This window comes from Streptomyces sp. NPDC054842, from assembly GCF_053611025.1.
In genome coordinates this window covers 1-24,456 of record NZ_JBSGZN010000002.1, presented here as the reverse complement: position 1 = coordinate 24,456, position 24,456 = coordinate 1, and the positions used below count along the sequence as shown (strand labels likewise).

Sequence of the window (24,456 nt, the reverse complement as noted above, 5' to 3'; positions counted from 1 at the left end):
CAGTCGCCCACTCGCCGGCCGTCTGTCTCATCCCCGTCTCGCAGCGTCGCCCGTCGCGGGCAGCTCCTCCGGGCCGGTGTTCCCACCGCCCTCGGCGCCGGCGGACGCGGTTCTCACCCCGTACGCGAGGTGCCGGCGCAAGAGTGCCTGAGCGGTCTTCTCGGCATCGGCCCATGCGGCCCGTCCGGCATCCGTGAGGCTGACGTCGACCGTCCTGCGGTCCCGTTCCGCCCGGTCACGTTCGACCAGACCGGCCGCCTGGAGTCCTCGGAGTACGTAGGACATCCGGTCCCCCGATTCCCGCAGCGACGCCGTCAGCCGTGCGACGGGCATGGACCCGGTGGCGGCTTCGGCGAGGGTGCCGAGAGTGAGGTAGGCGTGGAGCGACAGGCCGTGCCGTACCCGCAGCTCGCCGTGCAGGACGCCCAGGGTCCGCAGGACTCGGGCGGGCTCCCACCGGGTGGCGGTCGGCGCATCGGCGATGTGCATGGTTCTCTCCCGAGGGTCGGGCCGCGGAGCCGCGGCGTGACGTCGACAACCGGGCTCACCGCCGGAGTGGTGCCCGACCGGTCGGACACGCAGCCCTCGGATCAGGACAGCGCCTCCCACCTCGGCTCTCGTCGACTCGGCACGTCAAAACCCCGATGTCCTGAAGTGAGGCTGTGGTGTCCCGGTCAGCCGCCGCCTCCGGCTCCAGGTCGTCCTACCGTCGGCAGCACGATGCGGTCGAACAGGTCGAATCCCGGCAAGCGGCATGAGTACGGGAGACACGGGACATACGTGTGGACGACGACACGGACCGCGTCCGGCAGCCCGACGCTCCAGACGAGGAAAGAAGGCGTTCTGCGCCGTGACGTCACAACCAGACACAGGCCGAGCCGTGCCCACCGCGGACTTCGGGCCCAACGCATGGGTCGTCGACGAACAGTGGCACCGCTACCGGCACGACCCCCGGTCGGTCGACCCGACCTGGCGCGACTTCTTCGCAGCCCACGCCTTCCCCGCTCCTCCGGCGGGCGGGCCGGCGGGCGCGGTGATTCCCGCGCAGCGTGGCGGAGGCGACGTGGCGATGCTCACGGCCGTGCGCGTCGCGGAGCTCATCGCCGCGTACCGCACGCGCGGCCATCTGGCGGCCGCCACGGATCCGCTCGCGACGGGGCCCGCCGCCGCTCGCCGGGAACTCGATCTCGCCGTGTACAGGCTTGACGGCGCGGACCCCGCCGGAAAGGTCGTCGTCGACGGCTTCGCCGGGCACACCACGATGGCTCTCCAGGACGTGGTGATCACCCTGCGGGAGTTCTACTGCGGCACGGTGGGCTTCGAGTACATGCACCTCACCGACGCCCGCGAACGGCGCTGGATCCAGCAGCGCGTCGAGGGCCCGCAACACCGGGCGGACCGGGCCGAGAAGCTGCAGGTCCTCTACCGGCTGGGAGCGGCGGACTCCTTCGAGGCGTTCCTGCAGAAGAAGTACGTGGGCCACAAGCGGTACTCGCTCGAAGGCGGCGAGTCGGCGATCGTGCTGCTCGACGCCCTGCTGCTGCGCGCCATCGACGCGGGCACGGCGGACGCCGTCATCGGCATGGCGCATCGCGGGCGGCTCAATGTCCTGGCCAACATCGTCGGGAAGAGCTGTGCCGAGATCTTCGACGAGTTCCTGGACACCGCCGACGTCCCCGGCCTCCGGGGCTCGGGAGACGTGAAGTACCACCTCGGTGCCGAGGGCACCTACCGCGCGCTGACCGGCGGGAGCATCGGCGTCTCGGTCGTGGCGAACCCCTCGCACCTGGAGATCGTCGGTCCGGTCGTCCAGGGAGTGGTGCGCGCCAGGCAGGAGCCCGCCGAGGAGGGCGGTGACCCGCGTTCCGTGCTGCCCGTCGTCGTCCACGGCGACGCGGCGTTCGCCGGGCAGGGCGTGGTCGCCGAGACGTTCAACATGTCGCGGCTACCGGGCTACCGCACCGGCGGCACCGTCCACGTCGTCGTCAACAACCAGCTCGGCTTCACCACCCCGCCCGCCGGCGGCCGTTCCGGCACCTACGCCACCGATGTCGCCCACGCCGTGGGGGCACCGGTCCTGCACGTCAACGGGGACGACCCGGAGGCCGTCGTACGCGTCGCGCGCCTGGCCTTCGACTACCGGCAGACGTTCCACAAGGACGTCGTGGTCGACCTGGTCTGCTACCGGCGCCACGGCCACAGCGAGGTCGACGACCCGTCCGTCACCCAGCCGCGGATGTACGACCGCATCGGTGCCAGGCCCTCGGTGCGCGCGCTGTACGCCGACTCGCTGATCCGTCGCGGGGAGCTCACCGTGGCCCAGGTGGAGGGCGCGCGCCGCAACTACCAGGAACACCTCGAACGGGCCTTCGCCGAGACCCGGACGACGCCGGCCGCCCCACGTTCCGCCGAAGGTCCGCGCCGCCCCGATGCCGAGCTGCGGGCACGGCGGCCGGTGGCGACGTCGATCGACGAACCCACCGCCCGGCGCGTCATCGCCACCCAGACCGACCTGCCGCCCGACCTCACGGTGCACCCCCGCGTGCTGCCGCAGCTCACCCGCCGTGCGGCGATGCTCGACGACGGCACGATCGACTGGGCCACGGCCGAGACACTGGCGATCGGCTCCCTGCTGCTGGACGGTGTCCCGGTGCGGCTGACCGGACAGGACTCCCGCCGGGGCACCTTCGGCCAACGCCACGCCGTGCTCACCGACCGGCACAGCGGCGCCGAGTACACACCGCTGAACCACCTCGGCCCGCGCGCGGCCCGCTTCTCCCTCCACGACTCGATGCTGTCCGAACTGGCGGCCCTGGCATTCGAGTACGGGTACGCCCTGGCGCGGCCCGAGGCCCTGGTGCTCTGGGAGGCGCAGTTCGGTGACTTCTCCAACGGCGCGCAGACCGTCATCGACGAGTTCATCGCCTCGTCCGACCAGAAGTGGGGACTCCGCTCGGCCCTCACGCTGTTGCTGCCGCACGGACTCGAAGGACAGGGGCCGGACCACTCCTCCGCCCGCATCGAGCGGTTCCTCCAGCTGTGCGCCCAGGACAACATGACCGTCGCCCTGCCGTCCACGCCGGGCAACTACTTCCACCTGCTCCGCCGGCACGCGTCGGACGCCGGCGGCACACCCCTGGTGATCTTCACTCCGAAGTCCATGCTGCGGTCGAAGGCGGCCACCTCCGCCCTGAACGAATTCACGCGGGGGGAGTTCCGCCCGGTCCTCCCGGACCTCGCTGCTGACCCCGCGCGGGTCACCCGCGTGCTGCTCTGCTCGGGGAAGGTCTACTACGACCTGGACGCCCGTCGCAGGAGCTCGGGGTCGGCGGACACGGCGATCGTCCGCCTGGAGCGTCTGTACCCGTTCCCGGAGCGGGAGCTCGCGGCGGAGATCGCCCGCTTCCCCGGCGCCGTGGACGTGCGCTGGGTGCAGGAGGAGCCGGAGAACCAGGGACCCTGGTCCTTCGTCGAGCCGCGTCTGCGCCCTCTGGTGAGTGGCCCGGTGGAATGCGTCAGCCGCCCCGCGTCAGCCGCTCCCGCCGTCGGCTCCGCCCGACGGCACGCTCAGGAGCAGGAAGCCCTGGTGACCTCGGCCTTCCGCTGAGCAGCGGTTGCAGCCGGGGCCACCAGTGCGGGCCGGACGCGAGACGGGCGGAAGCGGCCTCCTAGTTCCCCGCCTCGTAGGGGCGGGCGGGCCTCAGCCCCGTCCTCGCAACCGGCCGGCCGCGTGGCGCAGGGAGTGCCAGGCGACCACTGCCCACGCGGCGAAGAGCACGGCGTAGAGGCCGACCGCGCTCCACACGAACAGCTGTGAGCCGGTGAGGGCGGCAATGGCCCCGGTGCCTGTCACGCAGGCGCCCAACGGGAAGATGAAGGACCACCAGGTGGGTGCGAAGGGCAGGCCCCGGCGGATCTCCCGCACGGTCAGCGCCGTGGCGAGCACCAGCCACAGCAGCGCGAAGCCCCACACCCCGACCCCGCCCAGGATCGCGGCGACGGCGATGCCGTGTGCGTACGGAGCGGGCAGCGCGCTCGGCGCCGCCGTCGACAGCGCACCCAGCGCCGTCACCGCCTGGTCCAGCGCCCCCACCGCGATCCACACGGTGGGCACCACCGCGCCGATGGGTGCGTCGTGGTGGACGAGGCGGCTGTAGACCATCGCCAGCACGACCAAAACGGCCATCAGCCCGAGCCCGAGCATCGCGCAGCAGCTCAGAAGCATGGCCAGTCTCAGCTGCCCGGCCGGGGCGTGCGGGACGAGCAGCGCGCCCGTCGCGGCGGAGACCAGCGGCGGTACGACCGGCAGGAGCCACCCGCCGGACGCCGCGTCCGCTGAGAAGCGGTGACGGGTGATCATCAGGTAGGGGACGGCGCAGGCCGCACCGAGACCCAGGAAGGTCCCGGCGAACCACAGCACCCAGTCCACGTCCAGCGCGACCCGTGCGCCGAGGACCCGCTCGCCCAGCAGCAGGGACCCGGCGCCGACGGTGAGCAGCGCCATCGGCGGCGCCCCGAAGAACTGCGCCAGCACCGGGTCCGCGGCGTGCACGCGCACCGCACGCCTTCGTACGTAGCCGATGATCAGGGCGACCAGCAGCACCGCGGCCCCTGCCCAGACCACCGTGGCGGCGCCCCGCAGCCCGGCGAAGCTCCGGGGCAGGGTGGCCGCGGCGTTGGCGACGATCCCGGTGCCCATGACGGCCGCGAACCAACTGGGGCTGAGCAGCGCACGGCTCCGGGCGTCCCCGTCGCGCCGTCGTGCGGCACGGGCGTCGGCCGGATGTTCCGTGCCCGTGCCGTCCTCTGAGGGCAGGGCTGATGTCGTGCTGGTGCGGGGTGTCACGGTGCGATGGGCCTTGTCTTCTCGGAGCGGTCACACCGTCGGTGACCGCCACGACCGGTCGGCCGCCGTACGGAAGCTCACAGTCGCGGCCGACCCCGTCAGCGCGTAGATCTCGAAGCTAGGGCGGCACCCCTGCGGCATCACACATCAGCGCAGGCCACGCCGCCCTCGCTCCAGGACACGAGATCCGCCCCGCACCGGCGACCCGCCTTCCCGCCGGTCGATGTCCGCGACCGAGGGTCCCGTGTCCGGTTGTGCGGGCATGACGAGGGGACTGATGGTCGTTGTAGGCGAGTGGACCGGTGAGCACCGGAGGTGACGGGACCCATGCCCGGCATGCGCCCCAAGCACCCCGACTCACCTGGTGATGATCGAACCCGTACAGCCACGCAGGAGGCTCCCCATGACCGACAGGTCGCCCGGCCGGAAGCCGCTGCTGGTGACAGTGCTGGTCTTCCCGGGCGTACGCCTCCTCGACGTCACCGGGCCGATCGAGGTGTTCGCCTCGGCCAACGAGTTCGGCGGCCGCTACCGGGTACGCACCGCCTCACCGGACGGCGCCGACGTGGTCACCTCGGCGGGCACCGGACTGAGCGTGGACCTCTCCGCCGCGCAGGTGCCGTACACCAGCGACGTCGTCCTCGTCCCCGGCGGCCCCGAATGGCCGTCCCTGATGAAGGACGACGCACTGCTCGGTGCCGTCCAGGCACTGGACGCGCACAGCCGCCTCACCGCGTCCGTCTGTACGGGCGCCTTCCTCCTCGCCGCTTCCGGGCTGCTCGACGGGCGCAGGGCGACCACCCACTGGCGCTTCACCGACCAGCTCGCGCTGCGGTACCCGCGGGTGAGGGTGGACCCCGACGCGCTGTTCGTCCGCGACGGCCGCATGATGACGTCCGCGGGCGTCAGTTCGGGGATCGACCTGTCGTTGGCCCTGGTGGAGGAGCAGCTGGGGGTGGACGTCGCCCGGGCGGTCGCCAAGGACATGGTCGTCTTCATGCAGCGTCCGGGCGGGCAGTCGCAGTTCAGTGTGCGCACCAGCAGCCCGCACACCAGGCAGGACATGCTGCGCAGGGTCCTGGACTCGGCCACGGAGGACCCCTCGGCCGATCACAGCCTCGCGGCCATGGCACGACGAGGGGGCATCAGCACCCGCCACATGACCCGGCTGTTCCGCGAGGAGCTCGGCACGACGCCCGCCCGCTACGTCGAACAGGTCCGCATGGAGGCCGCCAAGGCCATGCTCGAAGGCGGTGACGACCCCATGGCCTCGGTCGCACGGCACAGCGGCTTCGGCTCACCGGAGTCCCTGCGCAGGGCCTTCGCACGCAACCTCGGCATCACACCAGGAGCCTACCGAGCGCGCTTCCGGACCACGGGCGTCACGGCCAAGGCCGCACGCATGACCCACTCCCCCGCGGCCTGAGCACCTCCCGGGGCGGATACACCAGTCCCTTTCCACTCCCCTGGTTCCCTTCGCGGGGATTGTCACCCGTTTGCCTGCAACCGTCCGCGACGGCACGGGCGAAGAGGAGACAGCGCCGCCGCAGCACGGGCGCAGCCCCCTGGCGGGACACGACGTCCCCGCTCCGGAGAGGACCGATATGAAACTCAGTGACGAGTTCCCCGTCGACCACAGACTGGCGACGGTCTACCGCTACAGCGCCGCCGCCTGCGGCCTGATCGTGCTCGCCTTCGGCATTCTCGGCTTCGCCGACCAGCTCAGCCCGTTCGACACGGACGGGCAGCAGATCGCGGGCATGTCGACCAACGGCGTCCTCAGTCTGATCTCCGTCGTCGTCGCGCTGGCACTCATCGGCGGTGCGGTCGTCGGAGGCAACTTCGCCTCGACACTCAACATGGTGATCGGCGCGTTGTTCCTGGTGAGCGGCTTCGCCCACATCTTCGTCCTGGACAAGCCGGCCAACGTCCTCGATTTCGGCATGACAAACGTGATGTTCAGCTTCGTCATGGGGCTCGTCATCCTCACCTGCGGGATGTACGGCCGGGTGTCGAGCAGGCTCTCCCACGACAACCCGTACTGGCGCCGCCGCCACGCCCGCCAGGCCGCCAAGGAGTCCCTGGCCAGGCGCAGGGCGGCGCAGTCACCCGCCGCGCTGCCCACCGGCGGCGGCCGGACGCTCACACCGCCCGCAGCCGCGCCGAACGAGACACAGGCGTAGAGGCCGAAATACGCGACCTGGCCGGGCCCGCGCGACGTGCTCGCCGCGGGCTCGGCGGGTCCTGGATCGACCCCACTGTCGGCCTTCGCCGTTCCGCCGCCCCCGATCGTTCGGCACGAGGTCGTGCGACGGCGCGCGGAAGGAGGTCGCGTGAGGGCGTTCAGAAGGACGTGATGCGAGCGATGAAGTAGCCCGCGACCAGCACGGCGCCGGCGATGATGAGGCAGATCCAGAGCACGGGGTGTTCCCACGGCCCGCCATCAGCCAGTTCCTGATGGGCTTCGGCCGTGGAACCCTCGACCGGTGGTGTCTCTTCGGGAGGGACGAGTGGATCCGTCATGACTCCAGCTTGCGGGACGCACCGGCACCGTGCACCTGCGCGCGCCGTGCCGCACTCGGGCCCACGGACCGATGACTACCCCCGATGCCCCTGAGCGGGGACCGGGGGTCAAGCTGCCTGGCCATCGGCCGACGGACATCCGGTGCTCGCCGGCCGCGGCGCCGCAGGTCAGCTCTTGGTCAGGGTGCAGGTGTACGGAGAGGTGCCGGATCCGCTGTAGGACTCGGCGTCGATGTAGTAGGTGCCCGTACTGGAGGCGGTACGGGTGAAGGTGAGGGCTTCGTCGGTGCCGGCCCCGTCATTCGCGGAGCGCTCCAGGGTGTTGCCGGAGGAGTCGAGCCAGTACAGGTCCGCGTCGTAGGCGGCGGGTATCGAGCAGGTGAGCGAGGCGGTCTGCCCGGAGGCCAGGGAGACCCGGAAGTAGTCGCGGTCGCTGGTGACCTGCATGGCGCCGGTGATGGTGGCGGGTGAGGCGACGGTGGTGGCGTCGTCAGCGGTGTCGCGGGTGTCGTTCGGCTCGCTCTCGGCCAGAGCCGCGCCACCCGTCCGGCCGCAGTCGGTGACAGGTGTGCCGGTGTAGAGGCCGGCATCAGGCACGCCGTCGGTGACGCTGCGCAGGTAATAGCCGCACGTGGGACGGTTTTTGAAGTCGAAGCCGGTGCCCGGCGTCAGGCGCCAGATCTTGAAGCCCGAGTACGTCAGTGGCTTGCGGTCGACGGCCTGCTCGGGCTGGTGGTCGCCCAGGACGACGTAGGCGTCCTTGCCGTACTGCGTCCCCTTGCCGTCACGGTCGATGAACAGGGAGCCGCCCTCTTCGACCCCCACACCCCAGGCCGCGCCTCCGCTGGTCAGACCGTCCTTCACCGCCCTCGCGACGAACGCCATGGTGCGGCCCATACGGTCGCGGGTCACGAAGTGGGAGTCGTTGATCACGGCGCCGTAATCGGCCCACTGGAACATGCCGGTGGTGAAACTGGCCGCTCGGTCGTAGGGGTTGGCGAGGGCCTGTGTGCTGGTGACGCTGCCGTTACAGGCGTCGTAGACGACCGGACTGTTGATGTGGTGGCCCGCGCTGCCGCCGCCGGCTCCACCGCCCTTGGCCACGACGGATTCCACCGAGGCCTCCAATGGTGTGCCCTTCCAGGCGGCGTAGCGGCACTGGTCACCGCCGGCGAAGTAGACGAACTCGGCGTTGCGGACGTCGGTGTTGACCTGGCTGTTGCTGCCGTCACTGGCGGCGGTGAGGGTCCAGGTCGTGCACGAGTTGACCCCTGGAAGGGTCATGACGGTGTCGCACTCGGGCGTCGCGCTGCCCGAGGTGGGCGCGGAGCCGGCGAGGACGACGACGTCGAGGCTTCCTGTACCGCCGCGGATGTCGTCGACGGCCCGGCTCATCGAGGCCGCCACCACGCCGCCCGCGCCGTTCATCGTGAACGCGGGACCGTTCCAGGCGGTGCGGCTCGCGTCGTTGGCGCTGCCGAGTCTGATCCGGTTGGCGGCGGCGTGCGCGGGCTGGACAACGGTCAGCGGCAGGGTCACAGCGCACAGCGTCACGGCGGCGTAGACGGTTCTGCGGGCATGACGGAACGTCATGAGGGCTCCAAGGGCTGGGGAGTCGGCGACGCACCCGGCGGATGGCGCGTCCGTCATCGCCGGAAGGCGGGGCCTGGAGATGTTGGTAGCGGACGATACAAGTCGGAACGTCGTTCGGGTAGATGTACAGCCGCTCACCGTCTTCTGCGCGTACACACTCTCGACATGCCGCCGCAGGTGGGCCAGATACAGCGCCCGCGCCCCCTCCGTACCGCGTTACGTGAAAGTAACGCTCGATACATCTAGCCATTGTTCCGTTCTATCTGTAACTTCCTGCAGTGTCGCCGATGGCAGGGGTCCGTCGGCAGAAATGATCGAGAGGTCCACCACGATGAACACTCGTCCCGCCCGGCGTGCGGCGACCGCCGCGACAGCGGCCCTGGCGTTCACCACGCTCTCCGCCTGTCAAGACAGCGCCGACGACCCCGCGCCCGCGGCGAGGGCGAGGGTCTCGGTCGCCGGAGTCCAGGTCACCAGGGATCAGGCCCTGCACGACATGCTCCCGGAGAAGATCCGGAACGCCGGAAAGGTACGGGTGGCCACCGACGTGCCCTACCCGCCGTTCGAGATGTTCGTGAAGGAGGGCGAGAGCGAGCTGACCGGCCTGGACCACGACCTGGGACAGGCGCTGGGCGGAAAGCTCGGGGTCACTTTCGCGTTCACACCACAGAAGTTCGACGGCATCGTCCCGGCCATACAGGCCGGGAAGTTCGATGCCGCGATGTCGGCCATCACCGACGACAAGGAGCGCCAGCAGGTCGTCGACTTCGTCGACTACTCCCAGTCCGGGTCGGGCATCCTGGTCGCCGACGGCAACCCGGCCAAGATCGGCGACCTGGACGGACTGTGCGGACAGAAGGTCGCCGTGCAGGCCGCCACCAACCAGCTGAAGCTGCTCAAGTCCCGCCAGGCCGACTGCTCCGCCACGGGCAAGGGCAAGATCGACATCCAGACCTTCCCCAAGGACTCCGACGCACAGCTCGCCCTGCGTTCCGGCAAGGTCGTCGCGCAGGTCCTGACCAAGCCCGCCGCCGGCTGGGTGGCCAAGACCGCGGACCACGGCAAGGCCTTCGACCTGGTGGAAGACCCCGAAGCCCCCGGTGGCTACAACGCCTCGCCCAACGGCATCGCCGTCAGCAAGCAACTGCCCGAACTGACCGAGGCGATCCAGAAGGCCCTGCAGGCACTGATCGACGACGGCACCGTGACCAAGATCTACACCAAGTACGGCGTGGCCTCGATCGCCGTGAAGGAAGCCACCAGGAACGCGGCGGTCGACCAGGGATGACCGACATCAAGGACACCATCGAGGCACCACCGGCCGGCGGCCCCGGTCCACTGGAGCTCCACGTGGTCCCGGTCCGCAACTACGGGCGCTGGATCGCCGCCGTGGCCGGCGTGCTGGCGCTCATCGGGCTCACCGGCTCGCTCGCGAAGAACGACAATCTTCACTGGGACGTCGTCGGCCACTACCTGTTCGCCGACCTCATCTTCGACGGCCTGGGCACCACACTCTGGCTCACCGCCGCCGCCATGGCACTCGGTCTGGGACTGGGCACCCTGATCGCCGTCATGCGGCTGTCGTCCAGCCCGGTCCTGTACGGCATCGCCACGGCGTTCGTCTGGGTCTTCCGCGGCACTCCCTTGCTGGTACAGATCATCTTCTGGGGGTACGCGGCCGCCCTCTACGAGTACGTCAAGATCGGTGTCCCCTTCACCGACATCACCTTCTTCCAGACCGAGACGAACGCCCTGCTCACCCCGGCGGTCGCCGCACTGCTCGCCCTCGGCCTGAACGAGGCCGCCTACGCCTCGGAGATCGTCCGTGCCGGCATCCAGTCCGTCGATCCCGGCCAGACGGAGGCAGCCCACTCACTGGGCATGCGGCCGGCGCTCACCATGCGCCGGATCGTTCTGCCCCAGGCGATGCGAGTCATCATTCCGCCGATGGGCAACGAGACCATCAACATGCTGAAGATGACCGCTCTGGTCTCGGTCATCTCCGCCCATGACCTGATGTCCAACATCCAGGACGTGTACGCCCAGAACTACCAGGTCATCCCCATGCTGGTCGTGGCCAGCCTCTGGTACCTGGCGCTCGTGAGCGTGCTGAGCATCCCCCAGGCGTGGCTGGAGCGCCGCTACGGACGCGGCACCGCGAACGGCGGGCACACCTCCCCTCTGCGGCGGTTGGCCGGTGGCGCGATGGGGCTGTTCGGCACGAAGGACAAGGAGGAGGGCCGATGACCCCCGCGATGGTCCGGGCCGAGGGCGTGCGCAAGCACTTCGGCGGACTCGAGGTACTCAAGGGCATAGACCTGACCGTCGAGCGGGGACAGGTGTGCTGCCTGCTCGGCCCCTCGGGTTCCGGAAAGTCGACCTTCCTGCGGTGCATCAACCACCTGGAGAAAGTCGACGGCGGCAAGCTCACCGTCGACGGTGAGCTCGTCGGCTACCGGCAGCACGGCACCAACCTGCACGAGCTGCGCGAGCGGGAAGTCGCCCAGCGCCGACGCGACATCGGCATGGTCTTCCAGCGCTTCAACCTCTTCCCCCACATGACGGCGCTGCAGAACATCACCGAGGCCCCCGTCAATGTCGGCGGTGTCCCCAGGGGCGAGGCCCGGGAGCGGGCGCGGCACCTGCTCGAACAGGTCGGTCTGGGGGACCGCGGGCACCACTATCCCGCCGAACTGTCCGGAGGCCAGCAGCAACGGGTCGCCATCGCCCGCGCTCTCGCCATGAGACCCAAGCTGATGCTCTTCGACGAGCCGACGTCCGCTCTGGACCCCGAACTGGTCGGCGACGTACTGGACGTGATGCGCCGGCTGGCAGCGGACGGCATGACGATGGTCGTGGTCACCCACGAGATCGGGTTCGCCCGGGAAGTCGGCGACACCGCCGTCTTCATGGACCAGGGCGTCGTGGTCGAGGCCGGTGATCCCCGCCGTGTTCTCGTCGAGCCGGAACAGGAACGCACCCGAGCCTTCCTGTCCAAGGTCCTGTGAACGCGGCGACACGTCAGCAGGAACTGGCCGCGGACCTGCTCGACCTGGCTAGCGCCCATCGTGCCCGCTATGTGGAGGATCTTCGAGAGCTCGTCTCCATCGATTCGGGGTCCTACGATCCCGAAGGCGTCAACCGAGTGGCCGACTGGGTGCAGAAGCGTCTGGAGCGGATGGGATTCTCCGTCGAGCGTGTACGGTTCGCCGCCGACGGAGCCCGTCAAGCCGGCGACGCTCTGGTCGCCCGCAAAAGGGGCACGTTCCCGGCGGAGGAGGGCGGCCGCAGAATCCTCCTCGCCGGGCACATGGACACCGTCTTCGACCGGGGAACCGCTCTGGCCCGGCCGTTCACCGTGCAGGGATCCATCGCCCACGGACCGGGCGTGAGTGATGACAAGGGCGGTCTGCTGGCGGGACTGACGGCGCTCGGCATCCTCGGCGAGCACGGCTGGACGGCCTACGACGAACTCGTGCTCCTCGCCACTCCGGACGAGGAGATCGGCTCCCCCGCCAGCCGCCCCCTCATCGAGCGCACGGCCCGCGGCATGCACTACGGACTGGGCCTGGAGTGCGCCCGCGAGAACGGCGACATCGTCATCGGCCGCAAGGGCGTGGCCGACTTCCACATCACCGTGACCGGCCGGGCCGCCCACGCCGGCATCGAACCCGAACGGGGCGCCAACGCCGCTCTGGCCGCCGCCCACCTGATCGTCGATCTGCAGGCCCTCAACGGCCGGTGGGACGACGTCACCGTCAACGTGGGAACGGTCAGAGCCGGCAGCCGGCCCAACATCGTCTGCGCCGACGCCGAACTTCGCCTGGAGGTACGGGCCACCAGCACAGCCGACGTCCGCCGGGTCGAGCGGGCCATTCGGGAGACCGCCGACCGGCCCGCCGTCCCCGGCACCACCGTCACCGTCGAACGACTCGACCTGTGCCCTCCCATGGAGGTCACCCCCGCCTCCCGCCACATGCTCGACCTGGCACGAGAAGCCGCCAAGGCCGTTGAGGTGAGGCTGGGGGCCACCACCACCGGCGGAGTGGGCGACGCCAACCTCATCGCCGGAGCGGGGGTGCCGACCCTCGACGGGCTGGGACCCGTGGGCGGAGCGGACCACACCCCCCAGGAGTGGCTCGACATCACGAGCGTCCCCCAGCGCATCGCCGTGCTGGCCGCTCTCGTGGCAGCGCTCGGCCAGGTCGCCGACCCCTCCGTGTAGCTCGACGCCACCAGGCCCACCGTGCGCGGCGACCTTTTCAACGCCCCAGTGCCCGTACGCGCCCGCACCGACCTCAGCAGCCGGGCACCGCCCTGAGCGGCGGCCGGCCCTGCCCCGCCCGACGACTGGAGAACCCATGCCCTCACATCACGGCCTCACCCGCCGCGCCGCCCTCGCCGGCAGCATCGCCCTCACCCTCCTCGCCACGGCCCCCGCAGCGCAGGCCGCCACCGGCAGCTCCGCCACCCACGACGGTTCCCTGGTCCTTGTCGGTGGCGGCCTCAAGGAGGACAACACGGAGGTGTACGGGGAGATCATCAACCGCGCGGGCGGAGCCCACGCTCGCGTCGGTGTCATCACCGCGGCCTCCGTGCCCGAGAGCCAGGACCCTCATGCCGCGGACCCCGAACGGTGCAGCAACTCCGCCTGCAACGGCGCCTATTACGCCGGCCTGTTCGAGAAGCACGGCGCCGCCGACGCCCAGTGGATCCCCGTCGACCTCGACCATGTGGCCAACGCCGACTCCGACGCCGTAGTCGCCCAGGTCAACTCCATGACCGGCTTCTTCTTCGGCGGCGGCGACCAGTACCGCTACATCCAGACAATGCTGCGCGGTCCCGGCCGGAAGGACTCCAAGGTCCTGGCCGCCATACGCGCGAAGCTGGCACACGGCGCGGTCGTCGCCGGGTCCTCGGCCGGCGCGCAGATCGCCTCAGGACCCGACATGGTCAGCGGAGGCGAATCGTACGAAGGGCTGCGCGACGGCAGCGCCCCCGGCTACTTCGACGACCCCACCCGCCTCGGCTACATCCCCCGGGGCGGGTTCGGGTTCCTGCGCTCGGCTCTCATCGATACCCACACCGGATCCTACGGGCGCGAGGGCCGCGCCTACCGCCTGGCGTCCGACACCGGACACGACCGGGTCTACGCACTCGAGGAGAACACCGCCCTCGTCGTCGACCACCCCGGGAGCAGCCACGAACAGCTCGCCGTTCTGGGCCCCAACGGCGTGGCCGTCCTGGACCTGCGCCGTGCCTGCGCCGAGCCGTCATCGTCCGGCTGGACCCTGCGGGGCGCCCGCTACAGCTACCTCACGGACGGCGACCGGTACGCCGCACGGACCTGGCGGGTCCGCCCCGCACCGGACAAGTACCCTCTGACACCCACCAGCAGCGCTCCCCCGGCCGCGAACACGGACGTCTTCCACTCCGTCGCCAACCCCGAAGGCGCCGCCTACTCCTTCCGCGCCACCGCCCGAGCACTGGCCGAGTCACGCACCCACAACACCGCGACCGCCACCACGTTCGAGGCCGGTCCGCGGTTCGGTGTCACCTTCGGCAAGTCCGCCGCCTTCGCCGCCTGGAGCAGCGACGGCACCACCGCTCAGACCCTCGTCGGTCTGCGTATCACCATCGCCCCTCGCTGACGCCACCCACGACGCGAGCCCTCCGCGCGAGGGCAGGGCGCCGCGTACCCGCGAACGCGGCGCCCTGCCGCGCTACGGCGTCGGCACGGTTCCGCCGCGGTGCCGGTAAGCGTCACGGTGTCCTGTCACAGAAGGCCCGCCCGCCGGGCGATGTCCTCGCCGTCCTTCATCCGCTGGTGCGCGTCCGTGCCGAGTCGGTCGAGGACGGCCGAGATCAGCGTCTCGATGAGCGCGACCGTGGGAGTGAGGCTGTCGTACGGGGAGCCGGACGCGACCTGGCTGATGAGCACGACGTCGGCGTGCGCCGACGCGGGCGAGAGCCAGGGGTCCGTGAAGACGACGACCTTCCCGCCCCGCTCCCGCGCGAGTTCGGCGATGACCGTCATGTCCTCCTCGTAGCGCCGGTAGTCGAAGACGACGGTCACATCGCGGCGCGTGAGCTGGGTGAGGAACGATGTCCTCTCGACGTCCCTGTCCGGCAGAAAGGACACCTGGTCGCGCACCTGCATCAAGTGCAGGCCCAGATAGCGCGCCAGCAGGTGCGTGAAGCGCCCGCCGGCGAGGTGGACTCTCCGGCGAGGATCGCCCAGGAGCTGCGCCGCCGTGTCGAAATCGTGCGCGGACACCTCATGGAAGGTCTGGGACAGCGCCTGCTGCAGCACGGCCAGCCGCGGCTCCATGCGCGCCTCACCGGCCACGGCTTCGCCCGATCCCGCCTCCGGCACGGGTTCCGTGGACTCGTAGAGAGTGATGGGCGAGGCGTTGCGGGCGTCCAACTCGGCGCGCAGCGCTGCCTGCAGGTCCGGAAAGCCCCGGTAGCCGAGTCGGGACGCACAGCGCAGGACGGTCGGAGTCGACACCGCGGCACGCTCGGCGATGGTCGCCACGGTCTCGAAGACCGCGGCGGGATACCCGGCGAGCAGCACCCGGGCGACCTTGCGCTCCGCCGGGCTCAGGTCACCCAGTCGGCTGCGGATCTCGTCGGCCAGCGTGCCAGTCATGCTGCGGGTCCTCCCCAGAGGCGTCAGGTCGTAGCATCCCCGGTGCCCCTCAAGCAGCGCGTCAGCTCACGCCAGACAGTACAACAGGGCAGATGCCGGTACGCAATGTACTGCCTGTTACGCCACTGGGAACTCGGCCTCCAGCGCGAGACAGCCGGCACGCGGAAAGCCGAGCCGGCGACTCGCACACGACGCCCGGCACCGTTGCCCGCGAGAGGAAGCAGCCGACCCGCGCGCGGGGCACCGTGACGACGGGGCCGCTCAGGTGACTGACGTGGCGGAACCCGGCTCAGCGGCGCGTTCGCTCCTATCGTGAAGCAGCACACGAACGACCAGCGCAGAGGCGGGCAGCACATGAGCAAACCGCGCATCGACTACGGGGCGGTGTTCCACGCCCTCCCCGGCATGGTCGCGCTGCTGACTCCCGACCTCGTCTACGCCGATGCCAACGACGACTTCCTCCGGCTGGCCGGGCGCACCCGCGAGCAACTGATCGGCCGCTACATCTTCGACGTCTTCCCCGAGAACCCCCATGAGCCGGCCGCCGCCGGCATGCGCGAGACCCAGGCGTCGATGCTGCGCGTGGTGGCCACCGGCGAACGCGACACCATGGCGCTGCTGCGCTACGACATCGAGGACCGCGAGCGCCCCGGCCGCTGGGTGGAGCACTTCTGGAGCCCGGTCAACGCCCCCGTTCGTGACCTGGACGGGAACGTGGTGCTGATCGTCCACCGGGTGGAGGAGGTCACCGAACTGATCCGCGCCCGGGAGGGCGCGGACAGCGAGAGCGGCCGGGCCCGTGTGCTGGAGGCCGAGCTGTACACCCGCGCCCGCGAGCTGCAGGACATCAACGAGCGGCTGCGCCGGGCCCAGGCACGCGATCGCGAAGTCGCCCTGGCCCTCCAGGCGGCGATGCTTCCCCCGCCCACGCCGGTTGGACACCACCGGGCAGCCGTCCGCTACCGGCCCGCCGCCGGCAACCTGAACGTGTGCGGCGACTGGTACGACCTCGTGGACCTGCCGGGCGACCGCATCGCCATCGCGGTCGGTGACGTCGTCGGTCACGGCCTCCGGGCGGCCTGCGTCATGGGGCAGCTGCGCAGCGCGCTCAGCGCCGCCGCCCGGGTCGCCGACGGCCCGGCCCAGGCGCTGGAAGCGCTGGGGTTGTATGCCCGTTACGTCGAAGGGGCCGAGTCGAGCACCGCGGTCAAGACCTTCATCGACTGGGCCACCCACACCATCACGTACAGCAGCGCGGGGCATCCCCCGCCCGCGCTGCTCCACCTCGACGGCACCGTGGCCTTCCTCGACCAGGCGACCGATCCGCCTCTCGGCGCCCGCCCGGAACACGTCCCACGTCCGCAGGCCGGTGTGGCCTTCACGGAGGGCGCCATCCTGGTGCTGTACACCGACGGATTGATCGAGCGGCGCCACGAGGACATCGACGTCGGTCTGGCCCGCCTCGCCGACTCCCTCGTCCGCCATGGCCGGTCCGACCCCGAGGTCTTGGCCGACGCCCTCCTGAGCGACCTCCTCCCACCGGAAGGGAACAACGACGACACGGCGCTGGTCATCATCCGCCTGTGACCGGCACTGACGCCCTCAGGCACGCTTCGAGCCGCCTCCACCGCCCGGCTGTCGCCGAGCCGCCGTCGGCGAGGTGACATCTCCCGAGCAGGGAGGGCGGTTGGGCGACCGCGCGACGCCAGGCCTCGAAAGCCCGCAGCACACGCAGGACTGTCGACGTGTCAGCTCGCCTCGGCCGAGACAACGCATGAGGTCAGTTCGCGGGGAAGCTCGACGCGCATCCCGCAGAAGCAATGCAGGAGCCCTCCACGCGAGGCTGGGGCTCCCAGATCGATCGTCAGGATGTCCCGGACTTCTTTGAGCGCATCGGCCACCCGGGAGCCTCTGGCGACACGGATGCTCACCTCGTCGGGGTCCCAGCGTGCGATGGCCGGCAGATCGTCCACCATGGAAATGCGAATGCACACGACGTATCTCCCCAGGGATGCACAACATCACGATGTGATCCGCTCCGGGAGGTCAGCGGCTGACTGATGGTACCTATGACGCTCGGCACTGTGGGGCCCTTCGTCATATTCATGCGTCGCAGCCGAGGCGTCGCACCCGCCCCTAGGCTGGGTACTTTCACAACGTCCGTCGGCCAAGGGGCGTTGACCTCAGGTGATGCGGCTGACCTGGAGCATCATCTCGGCGTCCTTGAGCAACGCACGCTGACGTGCCTCCGGCAATTGCCTGTACAACATCAGAAGCCGCGCCTCGCGTTCGTCGGCGCTGGGGCCGGGCACGGGACGTCCGGCCGCCTCGAAGAACTCCCTCGGCGTCGTTCGCACGCCCCATCCCCGGAACACCTCGACCATGGACCGCAGTTTCTCCGGGGCGATGCGGGAGGTGCCGCGCGTGCGGTTCATCCAGGCGTTCAGGGTCGGATAGGAGATGCCGGCCGCAGACGCCAGATCCTTCTGAGTCCTGCCCGGGACCTGCGCCAGAAGACGTTCGAGCAGAGCCGCCAGATCCTCGCCCCTGGGTGGGCGATCGTGGTCGGCTTCGGTGTCCCGTGGGGCGCGTTGCGGGTTCGTCACGCACAGAGGATCTGTCACGGAATCTACAAGCGCAAGTAGATCGCAGATCAGGGACGACACCTTCGGGAGCACGCCGGGGTGCGGGAAGGGTAGCCGGACCGCCGCGCACGCCGTGCACGCTCGACTGCCCCCACTCAACGGGCCACGCCAGGAGCCCTTTTGAGCCTGACGCTCCGTGGACGGCTTGACACTATCTGCATCTACACGAAGACTGTGGACCGATTCGACAGCCACCGCGCAAGCTCGTTGCGCGCCGCCCAGTTGAGCGCTGACTTCGAATCTACATCTACATGCGTATCGGAGATGGCGGGGCGGAGTCCTCGCGCCTCCACATGACATCGACGGGAGCACCGACCGTGTCCGTTCCTCACCACGTCCCCACCACTCCGGACAGTCCGGAACCCGAGCTGCTGGCCCGGGCCCGCACAGGCGACCGGGAGGCGTTCGCCGCTCTGTACGACCAGCACTACCGGCAGGTGTACGGCTACCTGCTCGTCCGCACGCACAACAAGCACGTGGCGGAGGACCTGACCCAGGAGGTGTTCACGCGCGCCCTGCGCCGCATCGACTCCTTCACCTGGCAGGGCACGGCATTCGCCGGCTGGCTGGCGACGATCGCGAAGAACCTCTATCTGGACGAACTCAGCCTGGGCCGCAACCGGTTGGAGACGTCCGTAGCCGAGTTCCACGAGACACACGGTCCGGGCCCGGGCACCGAGTCCCTCGCGCTGCGCGAACTGGACGCTGTCGAGGCCCACGAGACACTCCACACCGTCCTGCACACACTCAACGTCCATCAACGGCACTGCCTGGAGCTGCGCTTCCTCGGGGAGATGAGCGCGCAGGAGACCGCACTGGCGATGGGCCGCAGCGTCGGCGCCGTCAAGACGCTGACGTACCGCGCGCTGCGCAATCTGCGCGACGTCACGCAGGCGGTGCCCGCATGAACGGCAACCTTCCCCATGCCGCCGGAGTGATCAAGGCGGTACTGGAATCCGTCCGCTCCGAGCAGGCGACGGTCGCCGCGTACGCACTGGACCGGGCCCGGCTCCTCGTCGACCCCGAGCGCTCCTTCGGCACAGTGCTCCACCGCACGCCACAGGGGCGCTGGACTCGCGTTCCGCAACCGGTCACCGACCTGGAGCACCAGGCGCTCGCCTGGGACGCCTCCTGCGCGCGGGCCCGTGAGGTGGCGCGCGTCGTCGAGCGCCACCTCGCCGACCACGCGGGTCCGTACGGGATCCGGGTCGACGGCGACCGGGTCCGGATCGTGCTGCGCGTGAGCGATCACGCCCAATGGGCCCACTGGCGGGCGTACTTCGGCTTCACGACCGTCCAGCGGACCCGCGCGCACGCGGTGACCGCGGAAGGACAGCGCGAGGGCGTCCCGGTGACGGTCGTGGCCCACAGCCCCGTCCCGGCCGCCCCGCCCACACAACCCGCGGCGCCGGCTCGTCCGTTCCGGCTCGGCGCGATCACCTACGACCTGGCCCTCCCGCTGCGCGACATCCACGGGGACATCTGGTACTTCCACGGCTGCCGCAACCGCGAAGGCATGCCGTTGCTGTCCATCGACGGTCGCCCGGAGCGGTGCTCCCTCGCCAACGTGGCCGAGCATCTGGGACCTCTGTCGCCGGTACGCCCCTCCACGCCCGTGCGGTTGCCGGACGCGGGACCCGGAAGCAGCGACACCGATGCACCCGCTCCCTCCCCCTCCGGTCCGCCGCCGACACCGGCCGGGAGCCCGGCAGGGCCGGCCCGGTGAACGTCCGACGGGGCGGCCCGACCGCCGGCGGAGAGGGATGGGCCGCTGTAGCAGGTGAAGGCTCGCGGGCCTGGGAGTCTGCTGGCTCATGCCGACACCAGGATGCGGACCTGTGGTTCTCCCGCGCCACCAGGCCGGCTGCCATGGCCATCTGCTCAACCTGTCCCGTACTCGAAGCCTGCCGAGACGCAGTCCTGCGGCGAGAGAAAGGGCTTCCGCGGTGCCGACGCAACGGTGTCATCGCGGGCCTGACCGGACCGCAGCGCTACGCCCTGGACGGCCGCGCGGGCCAGCCGGAAACCCGGCAGCCCGAGCCTTCGGCACCCGTTTCCGCCGGACCGTCCGCGACCCCCGACCGGTCCCGCCCGGCGGCCACCAAGCCCCCGCCCTGCGGGACCCGCGCCGCCTACCAGCGGCACCTGCGACGACGCGAGCCCGTCGACGAGGCCTGCCGTGCCGCCAACTCCCGCAGCGCAGGCCGATACCGGCGCACCGGCTCCACCACCGCCCCGAACCACGCAAGTCCCTCGCACGACCACGGCGGAGCCGAGCCGACCGGTACCGGCGTCACGGAGCCGTCCCCCGCTCACCCTCACCGGAGCATGTGATGCCGCCACCCCCGAACAGCCTTCCCGCGGACCCCGCCCCCGAGAGCCCGCGGTCCAGCCGGCCCCGACCGACCGGCCCGCTCGGCCGGACGGCCGCCGCCCTCCTGTTCGTCCTGTGCCCGCGCGGTCGCGGGACCCGCCGCAGACCCGCCGACGCCGACCGTCCGCGCACCGAGCCGAGGCGCCTCCTCGCGCGCGACCTGGACGACTGCCGCCAGGAGCGGGACCGCTGGCGACGCCACGCCGACTCCTACGAGCGGGAGCTCACCCTGGTCTCCCTGGAACGCGCGCACCTGCTGGCCTGGCTGGCGGCACTGCACCCCTCGACCGCTGTCATCACGCCGGCCACCGAGCCCAGGACCCAGGGCACGTACCTGCTGCGGCTCGTGACCGGGAGCCGCCAACTGTCCTGGCAACTCTCGCTCACCGAGCTGTCACTGTTCACCCACGTCCCCTACGTGGAGAAGGCCACGGATCCCTCGCCGGAAGCCGCTCACTCCGCCCGGGACCAGGCGGCCCACATCCGCAGGCACACTCACCTGCTGACCGTCGAAGCCTCCTTGCTCGGCATCCCCGGTCCCGCCGAAGGGCAGCCGCAGGAAGAGTCCGGCCGCGACTGAGCGCACCCTCCAGACTCCGGTCGGCAGGCTCGGGAGGCACGTCGGCCGGGCCCCGCGTCCCCCTGCCAGGACCCCGCAGGGGGACGCGTCCGCGCACACACTCGGCGTCGGCAGCGGCGGCTGCCACGGGGCGTGCATGCTCCGAAGCGGCCTCGGCGCGGTCGACGGCTCGGCCGGCCGCGGAGGAGGTCGGGGCGTGAGCTGGACCGTGGTCTCGTGGGGCGATACACCTCCGCCTCGTCCCTGCAACGCTCATGCCCCGCGTACCCGACGCTCGTCCCGGGAGCGATCGCGCCCTTGAACATCACGTGTCATCGGGGCCGTTACGCCACTTGTAGCGCCAGCGCTCGGCCACTCGTTCGTCGTCCTCGAAACCGGGGCCGAGCGGGCCGACTCGTTCGTATGCCTCATCGGTGCGCGGGTCGTCGCGGCGTGCGAGGGCGCAGGCGGCCTCCAGGCGGAGGAGCTGGTCCTCCTCGTCCAGCAGGGCGGCCAGTGCCTCCGTGACCGCGGCCGTCCGGTCGTGGGATGTCGAAAGGGACGCCGCCGCGGCGGCCCGGACGCCCGGGTGAGGGTCCCGGAGCAGGGTGAGCAGCATGTCGCGGATCGCCGGGACCAGCTCGCGGGGGAACGCGAAGGACTCGGCGACGACGGTCCGGACCCCCGGGTCACGGTCCCCCGCCAGGGCGAGCAACGCAGTCATCACGTCCTCGTTCGGCGGAATCTGAGACCGGTTCAGGCAGTACGGCACCTCGCGGCGCACACGCGGGTCCTGGTGGTCCGCGTACCGGAGGCCGATGGCTTCCTTGCCGGGGTGCTCCTTGCCCGTGTAGACGTCCAGGACCCTCGCGAGCACGTGGCCGTCCGGCTCGTCGAGCGCCCACGCCGCCAGGAACGCGGCGTCCTGCTCGGTGTCCTGCCTGCCATGGATGCCGGTGAGGAAGTCGCGGCTCCACAGGACACTCGCGAGGAACCGGCGGTGGACCGGGTCGGGGTGGTGGCGCAGGTCGGACAGCGTGGACCAGGCCTGCGGACTGCGGCGCTGCGCGAGGACGTAGCCGGCAATGGACCAGTTGACGTGCGTCTCGTCCGGATGAGGAACGGCGCGCGCCACCACCTCCGCCACGGGCCGTGAGACGCCGAAGGCCCGCTCAAGCGAGGTGAGGACGGCGGCGTGGCCGGCCCGGACGGTGAGGCCGCCGAGCGCGACCTCCTCGACGACGGTGTGCTCGTCGTCCCTGATCAGGCGCCTGACGGCGGGCCCCGCAACACCGGTGCGGCGGCGCAATTCCTCGGTCTCCCCCGTTTCGTACCAGTGCCGTGCGAGGTCCAGGAGGCGTTGCCGGGCGGCTTCGGCGATCCGCAGCCGGGGATCCTTGCCCAGGACCGCGTCGACCAGCGCCAGGGAGCCGCGGTCGACTGCCCGCAGGAGCGGTGTGGTGCCGTCCGGCAGCTCACGATCGGAATCGGCTCCGGCTTCCGTCAGGGCTTCGGCGGTCTCGTGATCGAACCCGGCCACGGCGGCGCAGAGCAGCGGGAGGCCGTCGGGGCCCGGGACGTCCGGATCGGCGCCCTCCGCCAGACAGGCCCGCACGGCGCTGACGTCCTGTGCGATCACCGCTGTCACCAGCCGGGCGTCCACGTCATGTTCCGGTGTCGGCATCCGTCCCCCATTGAGTGCTGGGTGACCACGCTACGTGCATAGCTCGACCGGGGCTCACGCTTTTCCCGACGCGTCGTCGGACGTCCGTGTGGCCATCCCGGCGCCGGCACGGTCGACGAACTGCGCCTTCACGCCGGCCGACATCCGCACGTCCGCGGCTCCCCTGCCACCACGACGGTGGGAGGGGGTCCCTGAGCACTCGGCGGCAGGCACCGGCGGTGTCCCCCGGGCGACCGGGGCCGATCAGGCGGTTCGCTTCTCCTCGCCTGCGTGAGCGGGGAGCGGTCGGGCCGCCCTCTCCTGCTCGGTGCGAGCGGTCTCCAGCAGCAGACGCCAGGAGGTGACGGTCGGGCGCCGCCGCAGCAGGCTCCGGCGTTCGCGCTCGGTCATGCCGCCCCAGACACCGTGCTCGATACGGTTGTCCAGCGCGTGCGCCAGGCATTCCGTCCGGACCAGGCAACCGCTGCAGAGGGCTTTCGCACGGTTCTGGGCCGCGCCCTCGACGAAGAGCTCATCGGGGTCGGCGGTGCGGCACTTCGCCTGTGTTTCCCACTCGCGCTCGACCCTGCTCATCCGGCGCCGCCTCCCTGTACAAGTCCCGTTCCCCCACCTCGTAAAAGGGGTCTGCGCAGACCATATGCCCAGTTGTCGCGGAACATGACGTCGCCGGGAGTTCCAACTCTTACGGGGGACGGCCCCGTTGACAGCGCAGTCGGCCCTACTTCACAGGAAGGGCCCCGCATTAGGCCACTTCTTGCGCGAGGCGATCGACTGCGTTCACCAAGATTCGCTACGGGCGAGCCGGGTGATTTTCCGAGCGGCCGGCGACAAGGCGGATCCCTGACAGCGGTCCGGCGAAGCCGACGATGTGCAGCTCCGCAGGAACGGTATGCGGCTGCGCAGAAAGCGTGCGGCTGCGGCCGATTGTTCGGCGCCGCGCGTTCATTGTTCGGCTCGAAAGGGGTACTGGCGGTGTCACCACACATCCACCGGCCACCCACGGCCTGGCGCGAGACGAAGAGGGCAGCTCATGACCACGCACGCACACCCCACGGCTTCCCACCGCACGAACGTCCAGAAGGCGGCGCAGCTCGTCGGCGCCGTCTTCCTCCTCGTCGGCATTCTGGGCTTCGTCCCCGGCATCACCACGCACTACGACACCATGGAGTTCGCCGCGCACCACTCCGAAGCCAAGCTCCTGGGCATCTTCCAGGTGTCGATCCTGCACAACCTCGTCCACCTGCTCTTCGGCATCGCCGGTCTGGCACTGGCGCGTTCCGTCGGGACCGCCCGCAACTACCTCGTGGTCGGCGGCGCCGTCTACCTCGTGCTGTGGCTGTACGGCCTGCTCATCGACCACTCCAGTGACGCCAACTTCGTCCCCGTCAACACCGCGGACAACTGGCTGCACTTCTTCCTGGGCATCGGCATGATCGCCCTCGGGTTCTTCCTGACCCGCGACACCGCGACCGCGCGCACGCGCCGGTGACCTTCCGGGCGTCCGACCCAGTGAGCAGCGGGAATTCGGCGTCCATCCCAGCACCACGGTGAACGGCGGTGTGCCGGGCGGCTGTTAAGGC

23 protein-coding genes are annotated in these 24,456 nt (G+C 70.6%); 14 read left to right on the top strand and 9 right to left on the bottom strand.

The window, feature by feature from the left end; all coding sequences use genetic code 11:
• Positions 1 to 27 precede the first annotated feature (27 nt).
• Positions 28 to 489, bottom strand: coding sequence for a MarR family transcriptional regulator (locus tag ACWGIS_RS01835; protein WP_453360446.1), 462 nt, complete (start codon positions 487 to 489; stop codon positions 28 to 30).
• A 265-nt stretch (positions 490 to 754) separates the two neighbouring features.
• On the opposite strand from ACWGIS_RS01835, the gene ACWGIS_RS01830 reads away from it, so the two are divergent.
• Positions 755 to 3,607, top strand: coding sequence for a multifunctional oxoglutarate decarboxylase/oxoglutarate dehydrogenase thiamine pyrophosphate-binding subunit/dihydrolipoyllysine-residue succinyltransferase subunit (locus tag ACWGIS_RS01830; protein WP_453360445.1), 2,853 nt, complete (start codon positions 755 to 757; stop codon positions 3,605 to 3,607).
• Positions 3,608 to 3,700: 93 nt separating this feature from the next.
• On the opposite strand, the gene ACWGIS_RS01825 is transcribed toward ACWGIS_RS01830, so the two are convergent.
• Complete coding sequence (locus ACWGIS_RS01825; protein WP_453360444.1) at positions 3,701 to 4,846, bottom strand: TDT family transporter; 1,146 nt, start codon at positions 4,844 to 4,846, stop codon at positions 3,701 to 3,703.
• Positions 4,847 to 5,249: 403 nt separating this feature from the next.
• On the opposite strand from ACWGIS_RS01825, the gene ACWGIS_RS01820 reads away from it, so the two are divergent.
• Together ACWGIS_RS01820 and ACWGIS_RS01815 are read left to right on the top strand one after the other, a co-directional pair.
• Entirely contained in the window at positions 5,250 to 6,272 is a 1,023-nt protein-coding gene (locus ACWGIS_RS01820; protein ID WP_453360443.1) for a GlxA family transcriptional regulator, read from the top strand.
• Positions 6,273 to 6,450: 178 nt separating this feature from the next.
• Positions 6,451 to 7,029, top strand: a complete 579-nt coding sequence (locus ACWGIS_RS01815; protein ID WP_453360442.1) for a DUF4383 domain-containing protein — start codon at positions 6,451 to 6,453, stop codon at positions 7,027 to 7,029.
• A gap of 160 nt (positions 7,030 to 7,189) precedes the next feature.
• Here the strand turns inward: ACWGIS_RS01815 and ACWGIS_RS01810 are convergent, their stop codons facing one another.
• On the bottom strand, positions 7,190 to 7,369 hold the full coding sequence (locus ACWGIS_RS01810) for a DUF6480 family protein (protein ID WP_355786206.1): 180 nt from the start codon (positions 7,367 to 7,369) through the stop codon (positions 7,190 to 7,192).
• Between the two features lie 168 nt (positions 7,370 to 7,537).
• A complete protein-coding gene (locus ACWGIS_RS01805) occupies positions 7,538 to 8,962 on the bottom strand; it encodes a pre-peptidase C-terminal domain-containing protein (protein WP_453360441.1) in 1,425 nt (474 codons plus the stop codon).
• A 331-nt stretch (positions 8,963 to 9,293) separates the two neighbouring features.
• Here ACWGIS_RS01805 and ACWGIS_RS01800 point away from each other — a divergent pair, with 331 nt between their 5' ends.
• From ACWGIS_RS01800 to ACWGIS_RS01780, 5 genes are all read left to right on the top strand, one after another.
• The gene (locus ACWGIS_RS01800) at positions 9,294 to 10,250 is read left to right on the top strand and encodes an ABC transporter substrate-binding protein (RefSeq protein WP_453360440.1); all 957 of its coding nucleotides are present in this window, start codon (positions 9,294 to 9,296) and stop codon (positions 10,248 to 10,250) included.
• Complete coding sequence (locus ACWGIS_RS01795; RefSeq protein ID WP_453360439.1) at positions 10,247 to 11,209, top strand: amino acid ABC transporter permease; 963 nt, start codon at positions 10,247 to 10,249, stop codon at positions 11,207 to 11,209. Before ACWGIS_RS01800 ends, ACWGIS_RS01795 begins: the two co-directional genes overlap by 4 nt.
• Complete coding sequence (locus ACWGIS_RS01790; protein WP_453360438.1) at positions 11,206 to 11,970, top strand: amino acid ABC transporter ATP-binding protein; 765 nt, start codon at positions 11,206 to 11,208, stop codon at positions 11,968 to 11,970. The genes ACWGIS_RS01795 and ACWGIS_RS01790 overlap by 4 nt, the downstream gene beginning before the upstream one ends.
• The gene (locus ACWGIS_RS01785) at positions 11,967 to 13,187 is read left to right on the top strand and encodes a M20 family metallopeptidase (RefSeq protein ID WP_453360437.1); all 1,221 of its coding nucleotides are present in this window, start codon (positions 11,967 to 11,969) and stop codon (positions 13,185 to 13,187) included. Before ACWGIS_RS01790 ends, ACWGIS_RS01785 begins: the two co-directional genes overlap by 4 nt.
• Before the next feature lie 136 nt (positions 13,188 to 13,323).
• On the top strand, positions 13,324 to 14,613 hold the full coding sequence (locus ACWGIS_RS01780) for a cyanophycinase (protein WP_453360436.1): 1,290 nt from the start codon (positions 13,324 to 13,326) through the stop codon (positions 14,611 to 14,613).
• Positions 14,614 to 14,738: 125 nt separating this feature from the next.
• On the opposite strand, the gene ACWGIS_RS01775 is transcribed toward ACWGIS_RS01780, so the two are convergent.
• On the bottom strand, positions 14,739 to 15,614 hold the full coding sequence (locus tag ACWGIS_RS01775; protein WP_453360435.1) for a MurR/RpiR family transcriptional regulator: 876 nt from the start codon (positions 15,612 to 15,614) through the stop codon (positions 14,739 to 14,741).
• 354 nt (positions 15,615 to 15,968) lie between these two features.
• Here ACWGIS_RS01775 and ACWGIS_RS01770 point away from each other — a divergent pair, with 354 nt between their 5' ends.
• On the top strand, positions 15,969 to 17,201 hold the full coding sequence (locus ACWGIS_RS01770) for a PP2C family protein-serine/threonine phosphatase (protein ID WP_453360677.1): 1,233 nt from the start codon (positions 15,969 to 15,971) through the stop codon (positions 17,199 to 17,201).
• Positions 17,202 to 17,362: 161 nt separating this feature from the next.
• Here ACWGIS_RS01770 and ACWGIS_RS01765 read toward each other — a convergent pair whose 3' ends face one another.
• On the bottom strand, positions 17,363 to 17,608 hold the full coding sequence (locus tag ACWGIS_RS01765; RefSeq protein ID WP_453360434.1) for a hypothetical protein: 246 nt from the start codon (positions 17,606 to 17,608) through the stop codon (positions 17,363 to 17,365).
• Positions 17,609 to 17,797: 189 nt separating this feature from the next.
• Positions 17,798 to 18,220 (bottom strand): helix-turn-helix domain-containing protein, encoded by a 423-nt coding sequence (locus tag ACWGIS_RS01760; RefSeq protein ID WP_453360433.1) that lies wholly within the window; start codon positions 18,218 to 18,220, stop codon positions 17,798 to 17,800.
• 356 nt (positions 18,221 to 18,576) lie between these two features.
• Between ACWGIS_RS01760 and ACWGIS_RS01755 the strand changes: the two genes are divergently transcribed.
• Genes ACWGIS_RS01755 through ACWGIS_RS01740 form a run of 4 tightly spaced genes read left to right on the top strand, consistent with a single transcriptional unit; the run spans position 18,577 to position 21,213 of the window.
• A complete protein-coding gene (locus ACWGIS_RS01755) occupies positions 18,577 to 19,167 on the top strand; it encodes a sigma-70 family RNA polymerase sigma factor (protein ID WP_453360432.1) in 591 nt (196 codons plus the stop codon).
• Positions 19,164 to 19,985 (top strand): BN159_2729 family protein, encoded by an 822-nt coding sequence (locus ACWGIS_RS01750; RefSeq protein ID WP_453360431.1) that lies wholly within the window; start codon positions 19,164 to 19,166, stop codon positions 19,983 to 19,985. Before ACWGIS_RS01755 ends, ACWGIS_RS01750 begins: the two co-directional genes overlap by 4 nt.
• On the top strand, positions 19,982 to 20,593 hold the full coding sequence (locus tag ACWGIS_RS01745; RefSeq protein ID WP_453360430.1) for a WhiB family transcriptional regulator: 612 nt from the start codon (positions 19,982 to 19,984) through the stop codon (positions 20,591 to 20,593). The genes ACWGIS_RS01750 and ACWGIS_RS01745 overlap by 4 nt, the downstream gene beginning before the upstream one ends.
• Positions 20,593 to 21,213 (top strand): hypothetical protein, encoded by a 621-nt coding sequence (locus tag ACWGIS_RS01740; RefSeq protein WP_453360429.1) that lies wholly within the window; start codon positions 20,593 to 20,595, stop codon positions 21,211 to 21,213. Before ACWGIS_RS01745 ends, ACWGIS_RS01740 begins: the two co-directional genes overlap by 1 nt.
• 304 nt (positions 21,214 to 21,517) lie before the next feature.
• Here ACWGIS_RS01740 and ACWGIS_RS01735 read toward each other — a convergent pair whose 3' ends face one another.
• Both ACWGIS_RS01735 and ACWGIS_RS01730 read right to left on the bottom strand, forming a co-directional pair.
• Positions 21,518 to 22,876, bottom strand: coding sequence for a HEAT repeat domain-containing protein (locus ACWGIS_RS01735; protein ID WP_453360428.1), 1,359 nt, complete (start codon positions 22,874 to 22,876; stop codon positions 21,518 to 21,520).
• A gap of 243 nt (positions 22,877 to 23,119) precedes the next feature.
• The gene (locus ACWGIS_RS01730) at positions 23,120 to 23,449 is read right to left on the bottom strand and encodes a WhiB family transcriptional regulator (protein ID WP_453360427.1); all 330 of its coding nucleotides are present in this window, start codon (positions 23,447 to 23,449) and stop codon (positions 23,120 to 23,122) included.
• 457 nt (positions 23,450 to 23,906) lie between these two features.
• Here ACWGIS_RS01730 and ACWGIS_RS01725 point away from each other — a divergent pair, with 457 nt between their 5' ends.
• On the top strand, positions 23,907 to 24,365 hold the full coding sequence (locus tag ACWGIS_RS01725; protein WP_453360426.1) for a DUF4383 domain-containing protein: 459 nt from the start codon (positions 23,907 to 23,909) through the stop codon (positions 24,363 to 24,365).
• The last annotated feature ends 91 nt before the right edge of the window (positions 24,366 to 24,456 follow it).